Here is a 24,010-nt window from a genome sequence, read left to right as displayed (position 1 = left end):
TGATCCTTATGCGTGCGGGGTTGAGGCGCGAATCAGCGTTTCGCGATCGGCCTGTTCACGCGGTAAATCGGCAGTCAACCTGCCGTCGGCCATCACCATCACCCGATCGGCCAGCGACACCACTTCATCCAGTTCCGAAGAGGAAAACATCACCGCCAATCCCTGCCGGGCCATGGTGCCAATCAGATGATAGACGTCAGTCTTGGCGCCAACGTCGATACCGCGCGTCGGCTCATCCAGAAACACCACCTGCGGCCCGGTCAACAGTGCCTTGCCAAGTACCACTTTCTGCTGGTTGCCGCCGCTGAGCGAGGTCACGGGCAGGCCTGCATCGCTGACTTTTATCGCCAGCTTGTCGATCATCCCGTTGAGCGCCGCTGCTTCGGCAGTACGGCGAATTGGCGCAATGGCGTTCCAGCCGTGGCTGGCCAGCGTCATATTGGCGCCAATTGACATCATCTGTACCAGCCCTTCCGCCTGGCGATCCTCGGGTACCATCACCATGCCGTCGGCCATTCTCTGGCGGAAGCTCAGGCGCTCAACCGTTTTGCCGTTAAGAAAAATACGCCCCTCGCTCTGGCGCATCACGCCGTTGAGCACCTTGAACAGTTCGGTGCGCCCCGCGCCCAACAGGCCATAAATGCCGATCACTTCCCCTTTGCGCAGCGAAAAGCTGACGTCATTAAGCCGGTAGCCGCCGTTTTCATGTGGCAGGGTCAGATGTTCAACCCGCAAAACTTCGTCCCCCTGGGGTGCAGGCTGGTAATCGAACTGCTTTTTCTTCTCGCCGACCATTTTTTCGATAATCCAGGGAATGCTGACGTTGGCCACCGGTTCGCTAGCGACAAAGCGGCCATCGCGAAATACCGTAATGTGATCGCCGATCTCCATCAGTTCCTCCAGCCGGTGGGAGATATAAATCAGCGTCACGCCGCGTTTCTTCAAATCTGCAATCACGCTAAACAAGGTGCGAACTTCCGCCTGGCTCAGTGCCGAGGTCGGCTCATCCATGATCAACACTCGAGTATCCTTGGCCAGCGCACGGGCGATCTCCACCAACTGCTGATGGCCAATCGCCAGGCTGCCAAGCGGCATATGCGGATCGATATCCAGCTCCAGCCTCGCCAGCAGCGTCTTTGCCAACTGATATTGGTAGTCGACGTTGATACGCCCGCGTTGAAAGAATTCGTTGGCCATAAAGATGTTGTCCATCACCGACAGATTGGGAAACAGATTCAGCTCCTGAAAAATGATGCTGATGCCGTGTTTTTCCGCCTGCTGGGTAGACGACAGTTCAATGCGCTCGCCGTCCAGTTCTATGGTGCCGGACGAGGGCCGTTCAACGCCGGCCAACAGTTTCATCATGGTGGATTTACCGGCGCCGTTTTCACCAATCAGTACGTTGACCTGATTACGCAACACCCGATAGTTGACGTTATCCAGCGCGATAACCCCAGGGTAGAGCCGCGAGACGTTATGGGTTTCAATGATGACCGGATTGTTCATAGCCCCCCCTGCGGTTGGATGCGCACCGGCGTCAGCAGCAAGGGTTCGGCAGGCATCTGCCAACTGCTGAATACGCCATACACGGTGATTTTTTCGCCGACCGTTGGCTTGAAGCCGCCCAGTTCCGCGAGCGACGCCTGATTAATCGCCTTGCCGAATTCGCCAAACAGCGTTTGATCGTTGAAATCGCCATAGTTCAACCCGCGATAGTTATCACGCAATACGGTGCCGCGATACACCGGGCCAATCTGCACCTCCACCGCGCCCAACGGCACGCCGTCCGGCCTGATGGTTACCCGCCCGCTGCGCGAACGGCTATTGATGGTAACGATCTCACCGCTGACCACGGTGGTGAAGTGACAAGGGAATTGCGGCTGGGCGCGATAGCCCAACTGCTGGCAGGCACCGTCGAAATCTTTCGCCTGTTCAATACGCCTCATCAGTTCTGCCAATGGCAACGCACTGTTAATGGCCTGCGGCGCAATCTGCTGACGATAAATCTCGCCGGCCTGCGCCAGATGGGGATTGACCGGCGATTGCAGCTCCGCCAGCTTTTGTTGTGAAACGATACGACAGCCGCTCAGCGTCAGCATGACCGCGGCCGCCAGCGCAATGCGCATGGACATAACAACACCTCCCGTCGCACCCCGCCGCCTGGGCGGGGCGTTGAAACAGATTTCGCAGCGGTTTATGGCGTGAAGTTGAAGTCTTTCACCTTCTGCGCATTGTTTTTGTCGATCGGTATTCCGCGGAACATGATGCGTTCCTTGCCGCTGTAGCTGCCGGAAGTGAAGTAAGCGTCAAGGATTTCCACGCCCTGGCTGGCAATCGCCTGCGCCTGCAACATCACGCTGGCGTAGAGATCGCCATTAACTATCGCATCACGCTCATCATTGCTGCCGTCGATGCCAACCACCGTGACATCCTGACGTCCAGCGGCCTTCAGCGCCGCCACTACCCCGAGCGCCACCGGCCCGTTGCCGCATATCACACCCTTGACGTCCGGGTGCGCCTGCAAGATGCTATCCATGATGCGTTTACCTTCCAGCAGGTTTCCCTTGGCATCCTGACGCGCCACGCTGACCATATCCGGATATTGATCAATCACGTTGTGGAACGATTTGGATCGCGTAACGCAATTGTTGTCTGCCAGGTTACAGGTCAGTTCGGCATATTTTCCGGCTTCGCCCATTTTTTCAACAAACTGGTTAGCCACATCAGAGCCGGCCTGGAAGTTGTTATGGGTGATCTGTGCCAGCGCCACGCCATCAACCGGGATCTCGCGGTTGATCAGCACCACCGGAATACCGGCATTTTTTGCCTGTTGCACCGCGGCGACGCTGGCCTGTGAGTCGGCGTTATCCAACAGAATGCCCTGCACTTTACGGCCAATCACCAGGCTTATCAGTTCCCCCTGGCGCTTGACGTCCTCGCCGTGCGACAGCACCAGGGTCTGATAGCCAAGCGCCTTGGCTTTGTTTGCCGCCCCTTTGGCTTCGGCAGAGTAATACGGGTTATCGAGCGAATTGACCAGAATGGCGATGGTGCCCTTTTCTGCCGCCTGCGCGGACAACGTGGCAATACCGGCGAATAACGTCAGGATCGTTGCTATCTTTCTCATGATGGTGTTCTCTTATCGTTGTGTTGAACATCTTCTGGTGTTTGCAATCTGCGGGGTGCCGCTTACCAAATGGTAAATCCGCCGTCGATCATCAGGTCTGCGCCGGTAATCATGTCGCTGCCGTTGCTGGCAAAGAACAGGATCGCCGCCGCGATTTCATCGGTATAGGCGAAACGCCCCAGAGGGATCAGTTTCTTCATCGCTTCACCCTTTTCGCCGCGCCAGGCCTTTTCGCCCATCGGAGTCAACACCACCGTCGGCGACAGGGTATTGACGGTAATGCCGAGCGGCGCCCACTCCTTGGCCATCACTTTGGTCATGCCCAGCAGTCCGGCTTTGGCCGAGGTGTAGGCACAGTGATGGTCAATGGCAATCGATGCCGCCTGCGAGGCGATATTAATGATCTTGCCGCCGTGCCCACCGGCGATCGCACGCCGCGCCATTTCCTGCGCGCACAAAAACGGCCCGGTCAGATTAACGGCAATATGCCGCTGCCATTCCGCCAGCGTAATTTCCGTTGCCGGTTGCAGATTGACGTAACCGGCGCAGTTGACCAGAATATCGAGCTGACCAAAGTGCGACTGCGCTGCGGCGAAGGCGGTATGCACCGACGCCGGGTCGGTAACGTCACACGGCTGAAACGCCACCTGCGAGTTCCCCAGTTCGCGCTGCGCCTCTACCAGGCTGTGCTGTTCGAACTCCGGGTACATCAGCACCAGCCGTGCGCCCTTTTCCAACAGCATGCGGTTGGTCGCCATCGCAATGCCGCCCAGCCCGCCGGTAATCACCGCCGTTTTGCCGACCAGCGACATCTGGCTGTCGACACCGTAGCGTAAATTTACGTCGTATTCGTTGTGGCTCATCCGATTCCCCTTAGTTGTTCAAATGCTGGTGCAGCCCAGCGGCGTCAATGTCGTATTGCCGACGCAGCGCGGCGCGGCTACTGCTGTGGGTGAATTGATACGGTGGAACGCCAAGGGTGGTCAGCGGTTGCGCCAGCTGATACTTCAGCATGATCTCGCCGATAATGGTGCCCAGCCCGCCACTCAGCACATGCTCTTCCAGGGTGATCACCCGCTGGTGTTCGCGGATCAGCGCCATTACCGACAGTTCGTCCAACGGCCACAGCGACGGCAGCGATACCACGGTCGGGTTATCACCTTGGGCCACCGCACGCAACGCCTCATGCGCCAGGGTACCCAGGCAGAACACCAACGCGCCGTTGCCCTGATGCAACACTTCCGGCTGGCCGGGGCGAAAACGGTAATCCTCGTCGTGCAGCAGCGGCAACTTGTCGCTGTCCATGCGTATATACGCCGGCCCTGGATGAGCGATGACATGACGTACAATCGCCGCGGCCTGGCGCGCGTCGGCAGGTGCATAAATCGCCAGATTGCCCAAGGTGCGGGCAATGGCGATATCGTTCATGCAATGGTGCGTCGCTCCCAACGCCCCATAACCAAACCCGGCGTTCAGGCCGAGCATCTTCACATTGGTTTCCGAATAGCAAACGTCATTTTTCATCTGCTCATTGGAACGAGCGAACAGAAACGGCGCCGCGTTGGCGGTAAATACCGTGCGGCCGCTCAACGCCATACCGGCTGCCATGCCAACCATATTCTGTTCGGCAATCCCCACGTTGATCACGCGTTCGGGGAACGCGCTTTCGAACGGCGCGATTTTGGAGGTTGAGGTCGAGTCGGCAACCATCACACTCAGCTCCGCGCCGGCCTGCTGTTGTTCGATCAGCGTCGCAACCACTGCGTCACGTAAATCTTGCATGATCAGTTCTCCAGTTCCGCCAGCGCCTGCGCCAGCTGTTGATCGTCAGGTACCGCGTGATGCCAGGCGGCAACGTTCGCCATAAACGACACACCATGTCCCTTTTCGGTATTCGCCAGAATCACCCGCGGCTGGTCTTGCCCAGCGCGAGTAATCGCCTCAACCAGCGACGCCGGGTCATGGCCGTCGCATTCAATCACTTCAAAACCGAATGCCTGCCATTTTTCTGCCAATGGCTCCAGTGGCATGATGGCTTCGGTTTTGCCTGCCAGTTGCAGCCGGTTGCGATCGACGATGGCGATCAGGTTGTCCAACTTGAATTTGCTGGCGGCCATCGCCGCTTCCCAGTTGGAGCCTTCCGCCAGCTCACCATCACCCAGCAGCACGAAGGCACGCCGATGCGCGCGGCCAGCCAGCTTATTGCCCAACGCCAACCCAACGGCAATCGGCAAACCGTGCCCCAGCCCGCCGGAGTTGATTTCGATAAGCTCCGGCAGCTTCTGATGCACCGGATGCCCGGCCAGCAACGTGTCATCGCCCATAAACTGATCCAGTACCGCCGGATCGAGCAATCCCATTGCCGCACAGCTGCAATAGAATCCGCCCGCCCCGTGCCCCTTGGACAAAATGAAACGGTCCTGATCCGGGCGTGTCTGGCTGCGATCCATCACCGCCATATACAGGGTGCAGATGATATCGATTTCCGACAAATCGGCGCCGGTGTGGCCCTTGCCCGCTTTATGGTTCATGGTCACGACGTAGCGGCGCGCCTGCCGCGCCGTGTTTTTAATCGCCTGAAAGTCCATCATCACCTCGTCTTGGCTTGATATGATTGCCGTTTTAACTGCTAGACGGCGCAAAAATCATCAATTGGTTTTCGAATGAAATCATATATGCCAATATCGATAATTATTGAGCGCCAGATCAAAGTTTAAACAAAAATGAATCGATAATTGATTGGTGTTAACCGGAAAGGTAGCGTGCGTAAATCGTCACCAAATGGCAAAATCGTCTGGATAACGATCACATCGTCGTGAAATGGTAATCGCTTATCCAACAATAATTTTCATATGAAAACAAACAATGACAGACGGTTTATCAATGGCTTTATCACTATTGGCAAGCTAGAATTCAGCGATATTGGTCGGGATTGACGTGTCAGTGGCCGTGGCGGGGGCAAGAAAACACCCCGACGGCAAAGGAGTGTTTCGATTGAAAAGCAAAAGTGAACAGCTGGTGGAAATGCAACAACGGCGAGAGAAGATCCTCGACATGATCCGTGAAGACGGCTCGGCGACGGTCAAAATGCTCACCGAGGCCTTTAACCTGACCGAAGCTACCATTCGCACCGATTTGCGCGTGTTGCAGCAGCAAGGCTATGTGCAGCGTTTTCATGGCGGTGCCACGCTGGTCGACGGCAAGCAGAATACCCATGCGCTGATGCTTGAACGGCAAACCCATCTGGCGGAAAAAGACAGTATTGGCAAACTGGCCGCCAGTTTTATCGAACCGGGCGATACCATCATTCTCGATTCCGGCACTACCACTACTGCCATCGCCAATCATCTCAGCCATATCAAGAAGCTGTCGGTTACCACCACCGCCGTCAACATCGCGTTGCAACTCGGCGGCGAGCCCGGGGTGAACATTTTGCTGACCGGCGGTACCTTTAAATTCCCCACCTTGTCGACCTCCGGTGACAAGGCTGCCAGCTTCTTCGAAAACGTGCTGGCGCAAAAGCTGTTTCTGGCAACCGCCTGCATCTCGCCGCGGCTGGGATTGAGCTACCCGAGCGAAACCGATATCAAGGTAAAAATGGCGATGATCAACGCAGCCAATACCGTGTATGTGGTGGCCGACTCCAGCAAGATTGATAAAGTGTCGATGTTTGCACTGCCGTGCGATTGGCAACATATCCATTATCTGATCACCGATAACGGCATCAGCGAGGCAGCGATTGCAGCGTTTGAAAAACTCGGCGTGAAAGTGCTGATCGCGGGCGCCTAAGAGACGCCCGCAAGGTTATCAATGGCGTGGTGTTCGCTGAGCAATTTCCCGTTGCTCTTCCGGTGGGGGCGTCAATGGCCCGAACCAGCGCTGTGCCAGCCAACAGGCGATGGTCACCAATAACCAGCCGATGGCGGTTGCCATCACCAGATCGCGTGGCCAATGCATGCCCAGCAACAGTCTGCTGCCCATGACGCCGGTAGCCCACAGCATCAGCACCGCTACGGTTTTATAGTGGCGACGCGGCCATAGCAAACCGACACCGAGCAGCGCCCAACTGGCAGCAAACATGGTATGGCCGGACGGGAACGCAAAACCGGTTTCAAACTGCCAATGCTTGCGCAGCCATTCCGGCACCAGCGTCTGTTCTGTCAGCTGTTCCTTTACCAATGCCCCTCGTGCGCTACGGTGCAGCGAGTAAAAATACTTTTCATCAATGCCGTGCGCCTGTTCCAGCCACACCACGAAGGGCCGCGGTTCCTGCACCCGCTCCTTGATCAGGGATTTCACCCCCTGCCCAACCAGAATTGCCGCGCTGAGCAGCAAAAAAAGACCGATTGCCGGCTTGAGGCGAAAGCGCAGGCACCACAGAAACCAGGCGGAAAGCAGAACGCTGGTGAGAATGCCCCAGGGTGAGGTTACCGTTTCTGTCAGCCAGAACATCACTTTCAATAGCGTATCATTACCGCCCGGCTGCCATAGCCAGCCGGAAAACCACGCTGCCAGCGGCATCAACAGCAGCACGATTGCCCCACCCGCAGTACGTTTAGCTATCTCAAACATGCATCGTCCCTCTTATAAGCCCAGTTGGCAGTGTAACAATCTTGCAATATCAATAATACGCGAAAAATTAAGTGCATAAGATCGATGATGGCAATGATAGCCACGGATGCTGCTTTGCTGAGCACCACCTGGTAAGAAGTTATGGCAAAATAGCCGATAATAACGACATGTGAATCGCGAGCGCGGATTTTAGTGCTGGTCAGGCGGCCACGCCGGACGTACCATGCGGCGCAGCGATTTAATCGAACAGGTTTGTGGAGAGAAACATGCAGCTTAAACGGGTGGCAGAGGCTAAACTGCCGACACCTTGGGGCGATTTCCTGATGGTGGGATTCGAAGAATTGGCCACCGGGCACGATCATCTGGCGCTGGTTTTCGGTGATATTGCCGGCGACACGCCGGTGCTGTCACGCGTCCATTCAGAATGTCTGACCGGCGATGCGCTGTTCAGTCTGCGCTGTGACTGCGGTTTCCAACTGGAGGCGGCGCTGGAACACATCGCCGAAGAAGGCCGTGGCATTCTGCTGTATCACCGCCAGGAAGGCCGTAACATCGGCCTGCTGAACAAAATCCGCGCCTATGCCCTGCAAGACAAGGGCGCGGACACCGTTGAGGCCAACCATCAGCTCGGCTTTGCCGCCGACGAGCGCGACTTTACCCTGTGCGCCGACATGTTCAAGCTGTTGGGCGTCGATGCGGTACGTTTGCTGACCAACAATCCGAAGAAGGTCGAAATCCTGACCGAGGCCGGCATCAACATTATCGAACGGGTGCCGCTGATCGTCGGCCGCAACCCGAAGAACGAGCGCTACCTGGCGACCAAGGCCGCCAAAATGGGTCATTTGCTGGACCAGAAATAGTCAACCTGACGCAAAAAACAATCAGGGCATCTTGCGGTGCCCTGTTGCTTTACAGCATTTTCCTGATGACGTAATGCAAAATGCCATCATTCTTGTAGTAGGTTAATTCGGTGTTGGTATCAATGCGACAACGGGTATTCACCACCTCTTCCCGGCCATCGGCATAGGTGATGTGCACCGGCACCGTCTGGCCCGGCTGCAAGTTCTGCAAGCCGCTGACGCTAATCAGCTCATCCCCGGTCAAACCCAGCGTTTTGCGCGTCACCCCCTGCGGGAACTCCAGTGGCAAAATCCCCATACCAATCAGGTTCGAACGGTGAATGCGTTCGAACGACTCGGTGATCACCACCCGAACGCCCAGCAATCGCGGCCCCTTCGCTGCCCAGTCACGGCTGGACCCCGAGCCGTATTCCTTGCCAGCGATCACCGCCAACGGCACCTGCTCCTGCTGATACTGCATTGCGGCATCGTAAATCGACATCTGGTTCTGCGATGGCAGATGACGGGTATAACCGCCCTCAACCCCCGGTACCATTTCGTTGCGGATACGGATGTTGGCAAAAGTACCGCGCATCATCACCTCATAGTTACCGCGGCGTGAACCATAGGAGTTGAAATCGATGGCTTCCACCCCACGATCGCTGAGGTAATGTCCCGCCGGACTGTCGCGCTTGATATTACCGGCCGGCGAAATATGATCGGTGGTGACCGAGTCGGCCAGAATCGCCAGGATGCGTGCCGATTTGATGTCCTGTACCGCATCAGGCTGCGCCTGCATGGTGCTGAAGAACGGCGAATGGCGTATATAGGTGGAATCTTCCTGCCATGGGTAGGTTGCCGAGCCGGCAACCTGAATCGACTGCCAGATCTCGTCGCCGTCAAACACTTCGCCATACTCTTTATGGAACATATCGGTACGTACTTCCTCCACCGCATGGGCGATGTCGGTATTGCTCGGCCAGATGTCCTTCAGGTAGACCGGTTTGCCGTCGCGGCCAATGCCCAGCGGATCGCTAGCCAGATTCACCTTCATGCTGCCGGCCAGCGCATAGGCCACCACCAGCGGCGGCGATGCCAGCCAGTTGGTTTTCACCAGCGGGTGGATGCGCCCTTCAAAATTACGGTTGCCGGATAGCACCGCGCCGACCGTCAAATCTCCTGCGCGGATCGCCTGTTCGATCGGATCCGGCAGCGGGCCGGAGTTGCCGATACAGGTGGTACAACCGTAGCCCACCAGGTTGTAACCCAGTTCTTCCAGATAAGGGGTCAGTTTTGCGCTGTCGAAATAGTCGGTAACCACTTTGGAGCCGGGTGCCAGCGAGGTTTTCACCCAGGGTTTGACCCGCAGGCCCTTCTTCACCGCGTTTTTCGCCAGCAAACCCGCCGCCATCATTACGCTGGGGTTCGAGGTGTTGGTACAAGAGGTGATCGCCGCAATGACCACCGCGCCGTTATGCAACTCATGCGTCTGCCCATTGAGGGTAAAAGGCATCGATTCGGCTTTTTTCTTCTGCGTGCTGATTTCCAGTTCGGTGGCAGCGGCAAACGCCTGCGGCACGCCGGACAGCACCACCCGATCCTGTGGCCGCTTCGGCCCGGCCAGACTGGCTTCTACCGTTGCCATGTCCAACGCCAGCGAACTGGTAAACACCGGCTCATCGCCCGGATAACGCCACATACCCTGCGCCTTGGCGTAGGCTTCTACCAGCGCGATTTGCTCTTCGCTCCGGCCGCTCAGTTTCAGATAGCCTAGGGTCACTTCATCCACCGGGAAGAAACCGCAGGTCGCACCATATTCTGGCGCCATATTGGCGATAGTGGCGCGATCGGCCAACGGCAGCTGCGCCAGCCCGTCGCCGTAAAATTCTACAAACTTGCCCACTACGCCATGTTTGCGCAGCATTTGCGTAACGGTCAATACCAAATCGGTTGCAGTGATGCCTTCACTCAGCTTGCCGGTAAGCTTGAAACCGACCACGTCGGGGATCAGCATTGATACCGGTTGTCCCAGCATCGCCGCTTCGGCCTCGATACCGCCGACACCCCAGCCAAGGATACCCAGGCCGTTAATCATGGTGGTATGCGAGTCGGTACCGACCAAGGTGTCCGGATATGCGATCCGTTTACCCTGCTCTTCGGTATGCCACACTGTCTGCCCCAGATATTCGAGGTTTACCTGATGACAGATACCGGTGCCCGGCGGCACCACGCGAAAGCGGTTGAAGGCTTTTTGCCCCCAGCGCAGGAAGGTGTAACGCTCGTTGTTACGCTCCATTTCGATACGGACGTTCTCATCAAACGCCTGGTCATCGCCGAACTCGTCGACGGTTACCGAGTGGTCAATCACCAGATCGACCGGCGACAGCGGGTTCACCTGTTCGACATCGCCCCCCAGACGCAGTACCGCTTCACGCATCGCCGCCAGGTCGACCACCGCCGGTACGCCGGTAAAGTCCTGCATCAGCACGCGTGCGGGACGGTAGGCAATTTCACGATCGGCATGACCGGTTTGCAGCCAGTCGACCAGCGCTTGCAAGTCCTGTTCCAGTACCGTTTCACCATCAATATGGCGCAGCAGGTTTTCCAACAGCACCTTCATCGACTTTGGCAGCCGATCAATGTCACCTAAGGTTCTTGCCGCCAGCGGCAAGCTGTAATAGTGATACTTACTATTCAGCGCAACCAGCGTATCCATACTCGTTTCACGAAGATCGGACGACATAGCTCCTCCATTTTTATTATGTCTAAAACAGGGTAATCACTGAGGTCTTGTTTAAAGATAACACATACAGACCGTAACGTTTTGATAACAACACGATTTGATCACAGTGATAGGCAATAGCAATTAACGGCGTTAATCTTCAGCAAAGATAATGGCTTAGCACGCTAGGCCGCCGCAGGCAATACCGGCGACGATTGCGTTGCAGCGGCATTCGGCTCAAATTAACCCCAATCTAATCATGGTGCTCTGAGCGAGTCTCTGCCGGCCTTGTTTTCAGCCATAATCCCAGTTCCTTCACCGCATCGACCACCTTTTCCAACCGTCGCCCCTCAGACGTCAGACTGTAAACCACCCGCACCGGCACTTCAGGATATACCGTACGCAGCACGATGCCAGCGGCCTCCAACGCCCGTAGATCCATCGTCAACATGCGCTGGGAAATCGACGGAATATCGCGTCGTAGTTCGCTAAAGCGCTTTGGTCGTTCGAACAGATAGGAAACGATCAGCAAACGCCAGCGCCCACCAATCAGATTCATCGCCTCTTCGATTGAACAACCGGAAATAACCTGTTTCATGTTTTTCACCAAGTATACTTTTTGTACCTACGCTACATTAATGTGCCTTCTTCCTAATAACAACCAGCATTGTTAAGCTGCGGTCGCACTGATACGGATAAGGAAGATACATGAAGCTCTACATCGCCCCAGGAAGTTGCTCGCTGTCCCCCCACATTGCGCTACGCGAAGCCGGCCTGGCATTTACTCTGGTACCGGTAGATACCAAAACCCACACCTATGATGGCGGCAAGGATTATTATCAAATCAATCCGCTGGGCTACGTGCCGGCGCTGGAGCTGGCAAACGGCGAGGTATTCAGAGAAGGCGTAACGCTGATTCAATATATTGCCGATCTGGCGCCAACCTCAGGCCTGGCACCGGCCAATGGCACCATCGAACGCTATCGGTTACTTGAATGGCTGAACTTTCTTACCAGCGAGATCCATAAGGGATTTGTGCCCATTTTTCATGGCGCCAGCGCGGGCAGCTATTTTGCCATCGCACAACGGAAGCTGTTTAATCAATTTAAATGGCTAGACGGACAGTTGGCGCAGCGAGAATATCTGTCATCCGACCGTTTCAGCATTGCCGACTGTTACCTGTTTGCCCTGACCAACTGGGCAAAGGCCGACTGGATGGTATCGGTATATGGGTTAGAGCTGGACTTGTCCTCGCTCGACCATCTGGCAGCCTGGCACAGCAGAATCATGCGCCGACCGACGGTGCAGGCGGCAATCAAGGCGGAAGGATTGGCGTTGTGAGATGTCGGCCGCGGCCGCGGCGATTATTTTTCTGGCCGCAAACCGCTTTAGCGTCGCCACGTTAGCGGGGTAACGCGAGGAATAGCTGAAAAGGAATAACGGGGTCAACAAGAGGGGTAAAAAGCGCTAACGTAAAGTGGTATCGGGAGAGTTGAACGCCTCTCCCGTTGAATCCGGCATCCCTGCGAGATCAAGCAAATCGAAACAGCTGAGCACGCCAGATGATTGAAGCATGATATAGCCGTTGATTTAACGGCTTATTTTTCTGGCAGCACAATGTCCTTGAACATCGCTTCAATGTCTTCGTTCGAACGCAGTGCAACGGCGGTATCAACCACGTCACGGGTCAAATGCGGTGCAAAACGCTGAATGAAGTCATACATGTAGCTACGCAGGAAGGTGCTGCGGCGGAAGCCGATCTTGGTGGTGCTGTAGGTGAAGATATCACGCGCATCAACGGTGACAAGATCCGGATCCTGAACCGGATCCACCGCCATGCTGGCGATCACTCCAACCCCCAACCCCAGCCGCACATAAGTTTTGATAACATCGGCATCGGTGGCGGTAAAAACGATACGCGGCGTGAGACCGGCACGGTTAAAGGCGGTATCCAGCTCCGAACGACCGGTAAAACCGAAGGTGTAGGTAACAATCGGGTATTCTGCCAGCTCTTCGATGGTGATCTGGCTTTTGCCGGCCAGAGGGTGATCGGGTTTCACCACCACCGCGCGGTTCCAGTGATAGCATGGCAGCATGATCAGATCGTCATACAGGTGCAGCGCTTCGGTGGCGATGGCAAAATCAGCCGTGCCCTTGGACACCGCTTCGGCGATCTGCGTCGGTGAGCCCTGATGCATATGCAGCGAAACGCGCGGGTAGCGTTCGATAAAGCCTTTGATGACGTTCGGCAGCGCATATCGTGCCTGCGTATGAGTGGTAGCAACATACAACGAGCCTTTGTCCGGGTAGGTATGCTCGCCGGCGACGGCTTTAATCGCTTCTACCTTAGATAGCACTTCACGCGCGATGCGTATGATTTCCTGACCAGCTGGCGTCACCTGGGTCAGATGCTTGCCGCTACGGGCAAAAATCTGAATGCCCAGCTCGTCCTCCAACATCCGCACCTGCTTACTGATACCGGGTTGCGAGGTATAAAGCCCTTCTGCTGTCGAAGACACATTCAGGTTGTGATTAACCACTTCCACAATGTAACGAAGCTGCTGCAATTTCATAACTTATACCATCCTAGGTTAAACACTGCGGCCGGGCCGCAATCAGATATATCGGTGTTTCCCGGTATGCTGAAGGCTGATGAGTTTACGCGCTATAAACACAGTGTTTACCCAGATGCTGAAGAAAACGCCGTTGTTAATAAGCTTTAATCATAAGAAATGTTTTTATATAACTACTATAACATGCTACAGCTTCAAGTATAGATCCCCGTCACACAATGATAACGATTAATCCGCATGGTTATCAACGCGCAAACTGCCGAGCAGGCACGAAAATCAATCGGGCCATACCCTGGACGCTCTTTTCAAGTCAAAAAAAACCAGCCTCGCGGGCTGGTTTTTAAGATTGTTGCCATCAGCAACACTTATTTCTTGGTTTCAACCCACTTGCCGTCGATATAGAATGCGGTCCAACCGGTAGCCTTACCATCTTTCTCGGCAGAAACATACTGCTGCTTGGTCTTGCGGCTGAAGCGCACCAGCGTCTTGTTACCTTCCGGATCGGCAACCGGCGCATCGGCCAGGTAGCGCAGCTTTTCTGGCAGGCGATCCTTGAAGCGTTGCAACTCTTCCACCAGCGGCGCACGGGTTTCGCGCGATTTAGGGAAGGTATTGGCAGCCAGGAACACGCCCGCCGCGCCGTCACGCAACACGAAATAGGCGTCAGACTTCTCGCACGGCAGCTCCGGCAACGGAACCGGATCTTCCTTCGGTGGCGCAACGTCGCCGTTACGCAGGATCTTGCGGGTGTTTTTACAGTCTTCGTTGGTGCAGCCCATGTACTTGCCGAAACGCCCCATTTTCAGGTGCATCTCAGAGCCACACTTTTCGCATTCCACAACCGGGCCATCGTAGCCCTTGATGCGGAACTCACCCTCTTCAATCTCATAACCGTCACAAGCCGGGTTGTTACCACAGACGTGCAGCTTGCGCTGGTTATCAATCAGATAGCTGTCCATTGCCGTACCGCACTTCTGGCAGCGGCGACGAGCCCGCAAGGCGTTGGTTTCCGCATCGTCCCCTTCGAGAACGTTGAGCACTTCCGTTTCGGGAATCAGATTGATGGTGGTCTTGCAGCGCTCCTTTGGCGATAGCGCATAGCCGGAGCAACCGAGGAACACACCGGTGCTGGCGGTACGAATCCCCATCTGTCGACCACAGGTCGGGCAGGCGATGCTGGTCAGCACCATCTGGTTTGGCCGCATGCCGCCTTCTTCCGGATCTTTTTCTGCCCTTTCCAGTTGCTCACTGAACTCGGCAAAAAACTCATCCAGCACCGCTTTCCATTCGGCGTGATTGTTTGCCACCTGATCCAGGCCATCTTCCATGCGCGCGGTGAAGTCGTAATTCATCAGTTCGCGGAAGTTTTCCTCCAGCCGGTCGGTAACGATTTCACCCATTTTTTCGGCGTAGAAGCGGCGGTTTTCCACCCGCACGTAACCACGATCCTGAATGGTCGAAATGATCGATGCGTAGGTCGACGGACGGCCGATACCGCGTTTTTCCAACTCTTTGACCAATGACGCTTCGCTGTAACGCGCCGGCGGCTTGGTGAAGTGCTGACTTGGGATCAGCTGTTGCAGATCCAGCTCGCTGCCGATTTCGACGTACGGCAAGGTACGATCTTCATCGCCTTTGCGCAGTGCCGGCATTACTTTGGTCCAACCGTCGAAGCGCAGCGTTCGGCCCTTGGCGCGCAACTGATAGTCGCCGGCCTGTACCGTCAGAGTGGTGGAATCGTATTGCGCCGGCGTCATCTGGCAGGCCACGAACTGCCGCCAAATCAGCTGATACAGCTTCTGCGCATCCGCCTCCATGTCTTTCAGCTGTTCCGCCACCACGCTAACGTCGGAAGGACGAATCGCTTCGTGCGCTTCCTGCGAGTTTTCTTTGCTGCTGTAGTGGTTAGGCGCTTTCGGCAGATATTTATCGCCGTAGTTATCGCCAATGTAACCACGCACCATGTTCAGCGCATCCTGGCTCAGGTTGGTAGAGTCGGTACGCATGTAGGTAATGTGGCCGGCTTCATATAGCCGTTGCGCCATCATCATGGTTTTCTTCACGCCAAAGCTCAGGCGCGTGCTGGCGGCCTGCTGTAGCGTAGAAGTAATGAACGGCGCGCCCGGCTTGCTGCTGGTCGGCTTGTCTTCACGATCGAGCACCGTATAACGGGCTTTTTCCAACAGGTTTAGCGCCGCATGGGTCTGATCGCGGTTGACCGGTTTAAACGGTTTGCCGCCGGCATGGGTCACTTCCATGCGCAGCGCGGTATCTCCCTTCGCCAGCAGGTCGGCGTGCAGTTCCCAGAATTCTTCCGGCACGAAGGCCTTGATATCGCGCTCGCGCTCTACCACCAGCCGCACCGCAACGGACTGCACACGCCCGGCGGACAGGCCGCGGGCGATTTTCTTCCACAGCAGTGGAGAAACCATGTAGCCCACCACACGATCCATAAAGCGACGCGCCTGCTGCGCGTTCACACGATCGATATTCAGTTCGCCCGGTGCTTTAAAGGCCTGCTGGATGGCGTTCTTGGTAATTTCGTTAAATACCACGCGGCTAAAACGCGTATCGTCGCCACCGATCACTTCCCGCAGGTGCCAGGCAATGGCTTCCCCTTCGCGGTCCAAGTCAGTTGCGAGGTAGATGTGATCGGCGTTTTCCGCCAGATTTTTTAACTCGGCAACAACTTTTTCTTTACCTGGCAGAATTTCATAATGCGCTTTCCAGCCATGATACGGGTCAACGCCCATTCGATTAACCAGCGCCGACGTTGCGTCTTTTTTAACTTTTTTCTTGGCTTTGTTTTCTGTTGAGTCAGCGCTCTTTTTGCTGGCTGAGCCACTGGTCGGCAAATCACGGATATGACCCACGCTGGACTTCACCACGTAGTCATTTCCTAAATATTTATTAATAGTTTTGGCTTTTGCCGGGGACTCAACTATTACGAGAGCTTTACCCATATTTACCTTTACCTAATTTATTTCTTCTAAAAAGAAGCCTTTTATCTTGCCGTATCGCAGCAATTCACATCTCTTTTTTATATTGCGGCAGTCTGGCAGGAGATCAACATATTTTTTCCCGTTGGCTGCTTAACTGCTCAACCTAAAGGCAAGTTACTGAAAATCCCTGCATTCCGCTCACGTCCCAGAGGCATGAACGACGCTGGCCCATTGGCAGCGTAAACAAAATCTTCCACCCGATACCACAAAATCCCACACTGTACCTGATAAAAAACGCCACGCAACCTAATTAGCACGGAAAGGATGATTTCGCCAATCGGTAACAACAACTGGCCATCCAGATGGCAAATAAACCCGACTCGGTTTGCGGCCAAACGCCAACCGGCGTTAGAATATGCGCAGAGTATATGTCTGGAGTGTAATAAATGCGCACTAATACATCCCCAATCACCCGACAACGTCTGTTGTCAGAAGCAAATAACATCATTCGCCAGCATGAAGATTATCTTCACGGGATGGAAGCCACCGAGGTGGAACAAAAAAGTGGGGTTTTAGTTTTTCGCGGTGAATTCTTTCTAGATAAGGACGGCTTGCCAACCGCAAAAACGACGGCGGTGTTTAATATGTTTAAACATCTGGCGCACCTGCTTTCTGATAAATATCATCTGGTCGACTAGAAAAAACAGGGGGCCGAAAGCCCCCCCTTTTACCTTACAATAACGGTTTTTCCCCACGTTGCCACCAGCGCAACAGCAGGCGATCGGCGCTTTGCGCCACGCTGCCGGTGAATCTGTCCATCAAGCGCTTGCGCCGGCTGTAACGTACCCCGACCACTTCATGATTTTCCATCTCGGCGATCAGCAAGTCATCGCTGGTGCCCACTGCGTCAATCAGCCCCTTTTCCTTCGCCTGGGTACCAAACCAATGCTCGCCGGTCGCCACGCTGTCAATGTCCAGCGACGGTCGCTGCTGATGCACAAACTGTTTGAACAACTCGTGAGTTTCGTTCAGGTCTTCGCGAAACTTGTCGCGCCCCTGTTCGGTGTTTTCACCAAACAGCGTCAGCGTACGCTTGAACTGGCCGGCGGTATGCAGTTCGACATCGATATCGTTCTTTTTCAGCAGGCGATGGAAGTTGGGTATCTGCGCCACCACGCCGATCGAACCGATGATGGCGAAAGGTGCTGCCACGATACGATCGGCCACGCAGGCCATCATGTAACCGCCGCTGGCCGCCACTTTGTCCACCGCGACCGTCAGACGGATGCCGCCCTTGCGCAGGCGCTCGAGCTGCGACGCTGCCAAGCCATAACCGTGTACCACGCCACCTGGGCTTTCCAGTCGCAGCAGCACTTCGTCTTCCGCCGTGGCCACCGCCAGCACCGCCGAAATTTCTTCCCGCAGCGAGGTCACTTCATGGGCATCCATGCTACCTTTGAAATCCAGCACGTACAGGCAGGGCTTGCTCGCTTGCGCTGCACCGGATTTCGCACGCTGCTTTTTGAGCTTGTCGTCGGCCTTGGTCTGCTTCTTGAACTGTTTACTCCACATCTTTTGTTCTGCCGCACCCATCCGCGCCAGACGCATTTCACGCTGCATTTCACGATACTGCTCACCGAGATCGGTGAGTTGCAACTCCCCTTTTTGCTGACTTTTACGTTGCCCCAGACTCACCGCCAACAGCGCCAGCGCGGCGATGGCAATCACCACCGTGGCGACCTTGGCCAAAAACAGGCCGTAAACAGATATAAACTCCACAGATTCCGCCTTTTTTACAGGTTGTTAGTATGCTCCGCTCATTCTAGCCAACCGACGCTGCGACTGTCGCGGGCAAATGAAAAATTACCTGCATCAAGATGCAACGCGCCAACAACGTCAAACGGGCGAGAATCGGAGGTAATGGGGGCATTTTATGCGCAACCAAGCTGAGATTGTTCCGTTTTTGTTACAAAAGAATGCCGTTTCTACCGGCTAATCATTGAAAATACGATCCATTTCAGGCATATAACACGCATTATTCATCAAATTGATCGAACAAATTCGCTGCGGGGCCAGCCTGGCGGTCGAGCCTTTGCTCCCCCTTGACTGGCCTCCTCACCTACTGCATTTCCCCCAACCACGCGGGAAGGCAATCTCGGCGCGAGGAATTATTGTGCACTACAACCCCAAACACGACCTGCTCGACCAACGCATCATTCTCGTTACCGGCGCCGGTGACGGCATCGGCCGAGAAGCCGCGCTGACCTATGCCCGTTTCGGCGCGCAGCTGGTGCTGCTTGGACGTACCGAAAGCAAACTGCAGGCGGTGCAACACGAAATAGCCGCCCTCGGCGGTCGACCGGCGTATACCATCACGCTGGATCTGCTCCATGCCACGCCACAACAGTGCCAACAGCTTGCTGACGAGCTGGCGACCCAGGTGCCGCGCCTAGACGGTGTGCTGCATAACGCCGGTCTGCTGGGCGACATCGTGCCGATGGCCGACATTGACATGAAGATGTGGAACGAGGTGATGCAAGTCAACGTCAACGCCACCTTTATGCTGACTCAGGCACTGCTGCCGCTGTTGCTGAAATCCAGCGCCGGTTCCCTGGTGTTCACCAGCTCAAGCGTCGGTCGGACGGGCCGCGCCAACTGGGGCGCCTATGCGGTTTCCAAATTCGCCACCGAAGGCATGATGCAGGTGTTGGCGGAAGAATATAAAAGTCGCAACTTGCGGGTAAATTGCATCAATCCGGGGGGAACACGCACCAACATGCGGGCAAACGCCTTCCCAGACGAGGATCGCAACAAGCTCAAGACTCCGGCCGATATCATGCCGCTTTACCTATATTTAATGGGCGATGACAGCCGCCGTAAAACCGGCATGAGCTTTGATGCCCAACCCAATCGCAAACCCGGCGCTGCCGAATAGGAGAAAGCCCACATGGCCGAAGATCGCCACCAGCAACGGCAACAGCGCCTGAAGGAACAGGTCGACGCCCGTATCGCCAGTGCACAGGACGAACGCGGTTTAGTGCTGGTATTCACCGGCAACGGTAAAGGCAAGACCACCGCCGCGTTTGGCACGGTTACGCGCGCGGTCGGCCATGGCATGCGCGCCGGGGTGATCCAGTTCATCAAGGGCGAATGGCCAAACGGCGAAAAAAATCTGCTCCAGCAACACGGCGTGGAGTTTCAGGTGATGGCCACCGGCTTTACCTGGGAAACGCAGAACAGAGACACCGACAGCGCCGCCTGCCAGGCGGTATGGCAACACGGCAAGCGAATGTTGGCCGACAGCGCCCTGGATCTGGTGTTATTGGATGAAGTGACCTATATGGTCAGCTATGGCTATCTGGCACTGGAAGAACTGTTGACGGCATTGGCGCAACGCCCTACCCATCAGACGGTGATTATTACCGGGCGTGGTTGCCATCGAGATGTGCTGGAACTGGCAGATACCGTGACCGAGATGCGCCCGGTAAAACATGCGTTTGATGCCGGCATCAAAGCGCAGCAGGGAATTGATTGGTGATATCCACGTAGCCGCCACCTGCGGCTACGTGGCAGCGCTTAGTTACGCTTGCTTGGTTTGCCCGGCTTGCCGCCCGAGGCGCTACGACGGCCGGATGATACCTGGCTGTGACGCTTGACCGCGCGGCGGATCTGGTTCGCCTTGACACGGCGACGCTCGCGTTCCACCGGCAGTTTGCTGACGGTTTCCGGTTGCAGGTCGACCAGTTCACGCAGGTAGTTGATGGCTGGCAGATCCAGTTCGGTCCAACCGCCGCGTGGAATGCCCTTCGGCAAGTTGATGTCGCCATAGCGGACGCGGATCAGGCGGCTGACCTGCACGCCGACCGCTTCCCACAGGCGACGTACTTCGCGGTTGCGTCCTTCGGTCAGGGTAACGTTATACCACTGATTGAGGCCTTCGCCGCCCTGAAAACTGATGGTGCGAAACGCCGCCGGGCCATCTTCCAACTGCACGCCACGGCTGAGCTGCTTTACTTTGTCGTCGTCAATCTGGCCGAAGACACGCACCGCATATTCTCGCTCGACTTCGCGGCTTGGGTGCATCAAACGGTTGGCCAACTCGCCGTCGGTGGTGAACAGCAGCAGGCCCGAGGTGTTTACGTCCAGGCGGCCAACGGCGACCCAGCGTGACCCACGCAGTTTAGGCAGACGATCGAACACCGTTGGGCGGCCTTCCGGATCGCTACGCGTGCAGAGTTCACCTTCTGGCTTGTAGTAGGCCAATACGCGACAAACCGCTTCTTCAGATTCCTTGATCGAAACAACGTGCCCGTCCAAACGGATTTTCATCCCCTGGACAACTTCAACCCGATCGCCCAGCTTGGCGATTTTACCGTCAACGCTGACGCGCCCGGCTTCTATCATGGTTTCGATTTCACGGCGCGAACCGTGGCCGGCACGCGCTAAAACTTTCTGTAACTTTTCGCTCATTGAGCAACCTCTAGTGTCGCCTTCACAGGCGTCGTATATAATAGCTTCATCAACAAGTTAGCTTGAAAAATCGCTAACCTGCCGGATTATAAGAATTTTTTAAAAAAGCACGCCAAAGGGCGTCACGGCAGATGCCACGCCCGATGCTCAGGGGTCAGACATACTACACGAATTTTAAGCTAAAGGGTTCTAATAAATCGACCTGAAGCCGGCCTGGCGACTGGCCGTGGCACCTGGTCGAGATATCGGCGCAAGGCGGTCACCTGAGCGCTTCAAGGGCGGCAGTACCACCGGTGGAACCGGCAAATCAAGCGGTCGACGCGTAGCGTTAACCACAGAGCGTGTAAATCCGCCAGCAAATCCACAGCGTCAAGTGCCAACGTTACGTCATCCGGCGATCGTTCATGACAGTGCCAGTCCAGGCTGATAATCCGGTAACGTTCAGAGGCTAGCGCAGGCTCGCACCAGCCAGGCAACAGCGGCAGCGTCATTGGCCCACTGCCGCATTGCTGATGATCCCCGTGATATTGTCACGAACAAACGCTGTCATATTCCCTCCTTGCTCGAACGGTTCGAGGTGAATGTCGGAGTTAAAATGACAGCGCCAGGCAAGCTAAGTGATTGAATAAAAATCTGGAATTTGCGAATCGCGCCGAATGGCACAATCGGCACGAAATGCACTGGCATCAGTGCCGTTGACACGGGAAAGCGGATGACAGTGCCAGCATGATCACCGAAGGTGCCGAATAATGAAGTTGCTCTGGGTGTTCGTTCAAATATTGCATCACCGCATCCGACGCCATACCGACACTCATGCCGGTATCGGGGCAAATATTGCGGTTACCCTGCATTGAGTAAGTATCAAATACGCCGGCGACATACCCCATGAACATGCCGCCATCCAGCGCTTGTGCCACGGTTGCCGCACCGTTTTTGTTTTTTACGTAACCTTCACTTTCGGAGAGCAACGCACTACCGGAGTAAAAACCGGCGTTTGCCGCAAACGAAACCAGTAATACCGCCGCCATAAAAGCCTGTTTAATCATCGCCACGCATCCTGCCGTTATCAGTTTTGTCCTAGTAGAATAGCGCTTTTCACGGCGCTTGCCGCCGTGGGGCGCTATTTTTCAGAATTTGTTGATGGCACGGCGGCGATTTTCAACGAAATGGCGTAGGATCGCCTGCCCCTTCACGCACCACTTCCGGCGAAGATTCAGTTAGATCGATCACCGTGGTTGGTTGTTGTCCCAGGAACCCGCCATGAATCACCAGATCGACCTGTTTGCCCAAATGATCGCTGATTTCTTCCGGATCGGATTCGGCAAAGTCATTGCCCGGCAGCATCAAGGTGGTCGACATCATCGGCTCGTTGAGCTCTTCCAGCAACGCCAGCGCGATCGGGTTGGACGGCACACGTAACCCGATGGTCTTGCGCTTGTCGTTCATCAGGCGGCGCGGCACTTCCTTGGTCGCCTTGAGAATAAAGGTGTAATGGCCCGGCGTGTTGTTTTTGATCAGGCGAAACGCGCTGTTATCCACATAGGCATAGGTAGACAGTTCGGAAAGATCGCGACACATCAAGGTAAAATTATGATTGCCGTCCAATTGACGAATGCGACAAATACGTTCCATTGCGGCTTTTTCTTCCAGCTTGCAGCCTAGCGCGTAGCCTGAATCGGTCGGGTAGACGATTACCCCGCCCTTGCGCAGTAATTCCACGGCCTGATTAATCAAACGTGGCTGAGGGTTATCTGGATGAATATAAAAAAGCTGGCTCATGTATTGCTCCTAAAATGGTACTCGCGGACGGCCCCGCCCACGTTGTTCGCCCGACGCCTTACGTCAGGATCGCTACTGCGCCAGTGGCCAATCGCGCCAGACTGGCTCTACGCCACCTGGCAGCCACAGCTTGCGGCCAAGTTCAATCCACGAACAGGGCTGATGGAAGTCCGAACCCTGAGATGCCAGTAGTTGGAAATCCTGCGCATAGGCGGCCAATTGGGTGCGCTCGTTCGGCGCCTGTTGGCATTGCGCGACTTCCATCGCATCCCCGTGCTGTTCGGCAAAGTGTGCCAACAAACGTTTCAGCCACTTGGCCGTCAGATCGTAACGCCCAGGGTGAGCCATTACCGCCTGTCCACCGGATTGATGAATCACATCAATAGCTTGTTTTATTGTACACCACTGCGGCGGAACGTAGCCGGTTTTCCCTTTCGCCAGATATTTCTTGAATACCTGCGCCATGTTGTCCGCTACGCCTTTCTGCACCAGATAACGGGCAAAGTGCCCACGGGTCACCGCGCCGCCGTCAGCCAGGCGCTGAGCACCTTCATAGGCGCCGTCGATGCGTGCCTTGGCCAGCCGCAGGCCGATTTCCTGCGCGCGCAGCGTGCGCCGTTCACTTTGTTCGGCCAGCAATTGCACCATTGCCGGGTGTGTAACATCAATGTTCAAGCCGACGATGTGAATTTCGTGATTTTCCCACAGCGTCGAGATTTCAACGCCGTTGACCAATTGCAGCGGTAGCGCCAGCTGTGCGATGGCCGCAGCAGCCTCGGCCAGGCCGGCAGTGGTGTCATGATCCGTAATGGCCAATACGCCTACCCGCATCTCCACCGCCCTTTGCACCAGTTGCGTTGGCGTCAGGTAGCCGTCAGAGGCGGTGGTATGGCTATGAAGGTCGTACAGCGTAAATGCGGAGGGCTGAGGGTTACTGTCAGTCAAAAGAAATATCCGGCTATGGCTTGGGCGGTCATCATAGCCTC

General features: G+C 55.6%; 22 protein-coding genes. 6 read left to right on the top strand and 16 right to left on the bottom strand.

The features are described from left to right. Positions 1–6: 6 nt before the first annotated feature. The 6 genes from NYE85_RS15360 to NYE85_RS15335 all read right to left on the bottom strand — a co-directional run bounded on the left by NYE85_RS15360 (position 7) and on the right by NYE85_RS15335 (position 5,715). On the bottom strand, positions 7–1,506 hold the full coding sequence (locus NYE85_RS15360) for a sugar ABC transporter ATP-binding protein (RefSeq protein WP_259005604.1): 1,500 nt from the start codon (positions 1,504–1,506) through the stop codon (positions 7–9). After that, positions 1,503–2,132, bottom strand: coding sequence for a DUF2291 family protein (locus NYE85_RS15355; RefSeq protein WP_259005603.1), 630 nt, complete (start codon positions 2,130–2,132; stop codon positions 1,503–1,505). Before NYE85_RS15355 ends, NYE85_RS15360 begins: the two co-directional genes overlap by 4 nt. A 62-nt stretch (positions 2,133–2,194) precedes the next feature. Further along, a complete protein-coding gene (locus NYE85_RS15350) occupies positions 2,195–3,127 on the bottom strand; it encodes a D-ribose ABC transporter substrate-binding protein (RefSeq protein WP_259005602.1) in 933 nt (310 codons plus the stop codon). Between the two features lie 62 nt (positions 3,128–3,189). Next, positions 3,190–3,990: a GolD/DthD family dehydrogenase gene (locus NYE85_RS15345; RefSeq protein WP_259005601.1), complete on the bottom strand. Its 801-nt coding sequence runs from the start codon at positions 3,988–3,990 to the stop codon at positions 3,190–3,192. Positions 3,991–4,000: 10 nt separating this feature from the next. Continuing rightward, positions 4,001–4,909 carry a transketolase family protein gene (locus NYE85_RS15340; protein ID WP_259005599.1) on the bottom strand — a complete coding sequence of 303 codons (909 nt, stop codon included), beginning with the start codon at positions 4,907–4,909 and terminating at the stop codon, positions 4,001–4,003. Positions 4,910–4,911: 2 nt separating this feature from the next. After that, positions 4,912–5,715, bottom strand: a complete 804-nt coding sequence (locus tag NYE85_RS15335) for a transketolase (protein ID WP_259006341.1) — start codon at positions 5,713–5,715, stop codon at positions 4,912–4,914. Positions 5,716–6,121: 406 nt separating this feature from the next. Between NYE85_RS15335 and NYE85_RS15330 the strand changes: the two genes are divergently transcribed. Beyond that, complete coding sequence (locus NYE85_RS15330) at positions 6,122–6,916, top strand: DeoR/GlpR family DNA-binding transcription regulator (protein ID WP_259005598.1); 795 nt, start codon at positions 6,122–6,124, stop codon at positions 6,914–6,916. A gap of 18 nt (positions 6,917–6,934) precedes the next feature. On the opposite strand, the gene pgpB is transcribed toward NYE85_RS15330, so the two are convergent. Further along, complete coding sequence (gene pgpB / locus NYE85_RS15325; protein ID WP_259005597.1) at positions 6,935–7,699, bottom strand: phosphatidylglycerophosphatase B; 765 nt, start codon at positions 7,697–7,699, stop codon at positions 6,935–6,937. 266 nt (positions 7,700–7,965) lie between these two features. On the opposite strand from pgpB, the gene ribA reads away from it, so the two are divergent. Continuing rightward, positions 7,966–8,559, top strand: a complete 594-nt coding sequence (gene ribA / locus NYE85_RS15320) for a GTP cyclohydrolase II (RefSeq protein WP_259005596.1) — start codon at positions 7,966–7,968, stop codon at positions 8,557–8,559. A 49-nt stretch (positions 8,560–8,608) separates the two neighbouring features. Here ribA and acnA read toward each other — a convergent pair whose 3' ends face one another. Both acnA and NYE85_RS15310 read right to left on the bottom strand, forming a co-directional pair. Beyond that, on the bottom strand, positions 8,609–11,281 hold the full coding sequence (acnA, locus tag NYE85_RS15315; protein WP_259005595.1) for an aconitate hydratase AcnA: 2,673 nt from the start codon (positions 11,279–11,281) through the stop codon (positions 8,609–8,611). A 232-nt stretch (positions 11,282–11,513) separates the two neighbouring features. Continuing rightward, positions 11,514–11,858 (bottom strand): helix-turn-helix domain-containing protein, encoded by a 345-nt coding sequence (locus NYE85_RS15310; RefSeq protein WP_259005594.1) that lies wholly within the window; start codon positions 11,856–11,858, stop codon positions 11,514–11,516. Between the two features lie 110 nt (positions 11,859–11,968). On the opposite strand from NYE85_RS15310, the gene gstA reads away from it, so the two are divergent. Beyond that, the gene (gene gstA / locus NYE85_RS15305) at positions 11,969–12,601 is read left to right on the top strand and encodes a glutathione transferase GstA (protein WP_259005593.1); all 633 of its coding nucleotides are present in this window, start codon (positions 11,969–11,971) and stop codon (positions 12,599–12,601) included. A gap of 257 nt (positions 12,602–12,858) precedes the next feature. Here gstA and cysB read toward each other — a convergent pair whose 3' ends face one another. Next, positions 12,859–13,833, bottom strand: a complete 975-nt coding sequence (cysB, locus tag NYE85_RS15300) for an HTH-type transcriptional regulator CysB (protein ID WP_259005592.1) — start codon at positions 13,831–13,833, stop codon at positions 12,859–12,861. A gap of 365 nt (positions 13,834–14,198) precedes the next feature. Beyond that, positions 14,199–16,796, bottom strand: a complete 2,598-nt coding sequence (gene topA / locus NYE85_RS15295) for a type I DNA topoisomerase (RefSeq protein WP_259005591.1) — start codon at positions 16,794–16,796, stop codon at positions 14,199–14,201. 425 nt (positions 16,797–17,221) lie between these two features. On the opposite strand from topA, the gene NYE85_RS15290 reads away from it, so the two are divergent. Beyond that, the gene (locus NYE85_RS15290) at positions 17,222–17,473 is read left to right on the top strand and encodes a YciN family protein (protein WP_259005590.1); all 252 of its coding nucleotides are present in this window, start codon (positions 17,222–17,224) and stop codon (positions 17,471–17,473) included. Between the two features lie 34 nt (positions 17,474–17,507). Here the strand turns inward: NYE85_RS15290 and sohB are convergent, their stop codons facing one another. Beyond that, complete coding sequence (gene sohB, locus NYE85_RS15285; RefSeq protein WP_259005589.1) at positions 17,508–18,554, bottom strand: protease SohB; 1,047 nt, start codon at positions 18,552–18,554, stop codon at positions 17,508–17,510. 394 nt (positions 18,555–18,948) lie between these two features. Here sohB and NYE85_RS15280 point away from each other — a divergent pair, with 394 nt between their 5' ends. Further along, positions 18,949–19,710, top strand: coding sequence for a YciK family oxidoreductase (locus NYE85_RS15280; RefSeq protein ID WP_259005588.1), 762 nt, complete (start codon positions 18,949–18,951; stop codon positions 19,708–19,710). Positions 19,711–19,722: 12 nt separating this feature from the next. Beyond that, entirely contained in the window at positions 19,723–20,313 is a 591-nt protein-coding gene (gene cobO, locus NYE85_RS15275) for a cob(I)yrinic acid a,c-diamide adenosyltransferase (protein WP_259005587.1), read from the top strand. A 38-nt stretch (positions 20,314–20,351) separates the two neighbouring features. On the opposite strand, the gene rluB is transcribed toward cobO, so the two are convergent. The 4 genes from rluB to NYE85_RS15255 all read right to left on the bottom strand — a co-directional run bounded on the left by rluB (position 20,352) and on the right by NYE85_RS15255 (position 23,969). Continuing rightward, the gene (gene rluB, locus NYE85_RS15270) at positions 20,352–21,245 is read right to left on the bottom strand and encodes a 23S rRNA pseudouridine(2605) synthase RluB (protein WP_259005586.1); all 894 of its coding nucleotides are present in this window, start codon (positions 21,243–21,245) and stop codon (positions 20,352–20,354) included. 686 nt (positions 21,246–21,931) lie between these two features. Further along, positions 21,932–22,291: a Rap1a/Tai family immunity protein gene (locus NYE85_RS15265; protein ID WP_259005585.1), complete on the bottom strand. Its 360-nt coding sequence runs from the start codon at positions 22,289–22,291 to the stop codon at positions 21,932–21,934. A gap of 112 nt (positions 22,292–22,403) precedes the next feature. Next, positions 22,404–23,024: an L-threonylcarbamoyladenylate synthase gene (locus tag NYE85_RS15260; protein WP_259005582.1), complete on the bottom strand. Its 621-nt coding sequence runs from the start codon at positions 23,022–23,024 to the stop codon at positions 22,404–22,406. A 72-nt stretch (positions 23,025–23,096) separates the two neighbouring features. Further along, entirely contained in the window at positions 23,097–23,969 is an 873-nt protein-coding gene (locus tag NYE85_RS15255) for an RNase RNM (protein WP_259005581.1), read from the bottom strand. Between the last annotated feature and the right edge of the window lie 41 nt (positions 23,970–24,010).

The organism is Serratia sp. AKBS12 (genome assembly GCF_024793895.1).
In the GTDB taxonomy this organism is placed as follows: Bacteria; Pseudomonadota; Gammaproteobacteria; order Enterobacterales; family Enterobacteriaceae; genus Serratia_F.
This window is presented reverse-complemented; position numbering and strand designations above follow the sequence as displayed.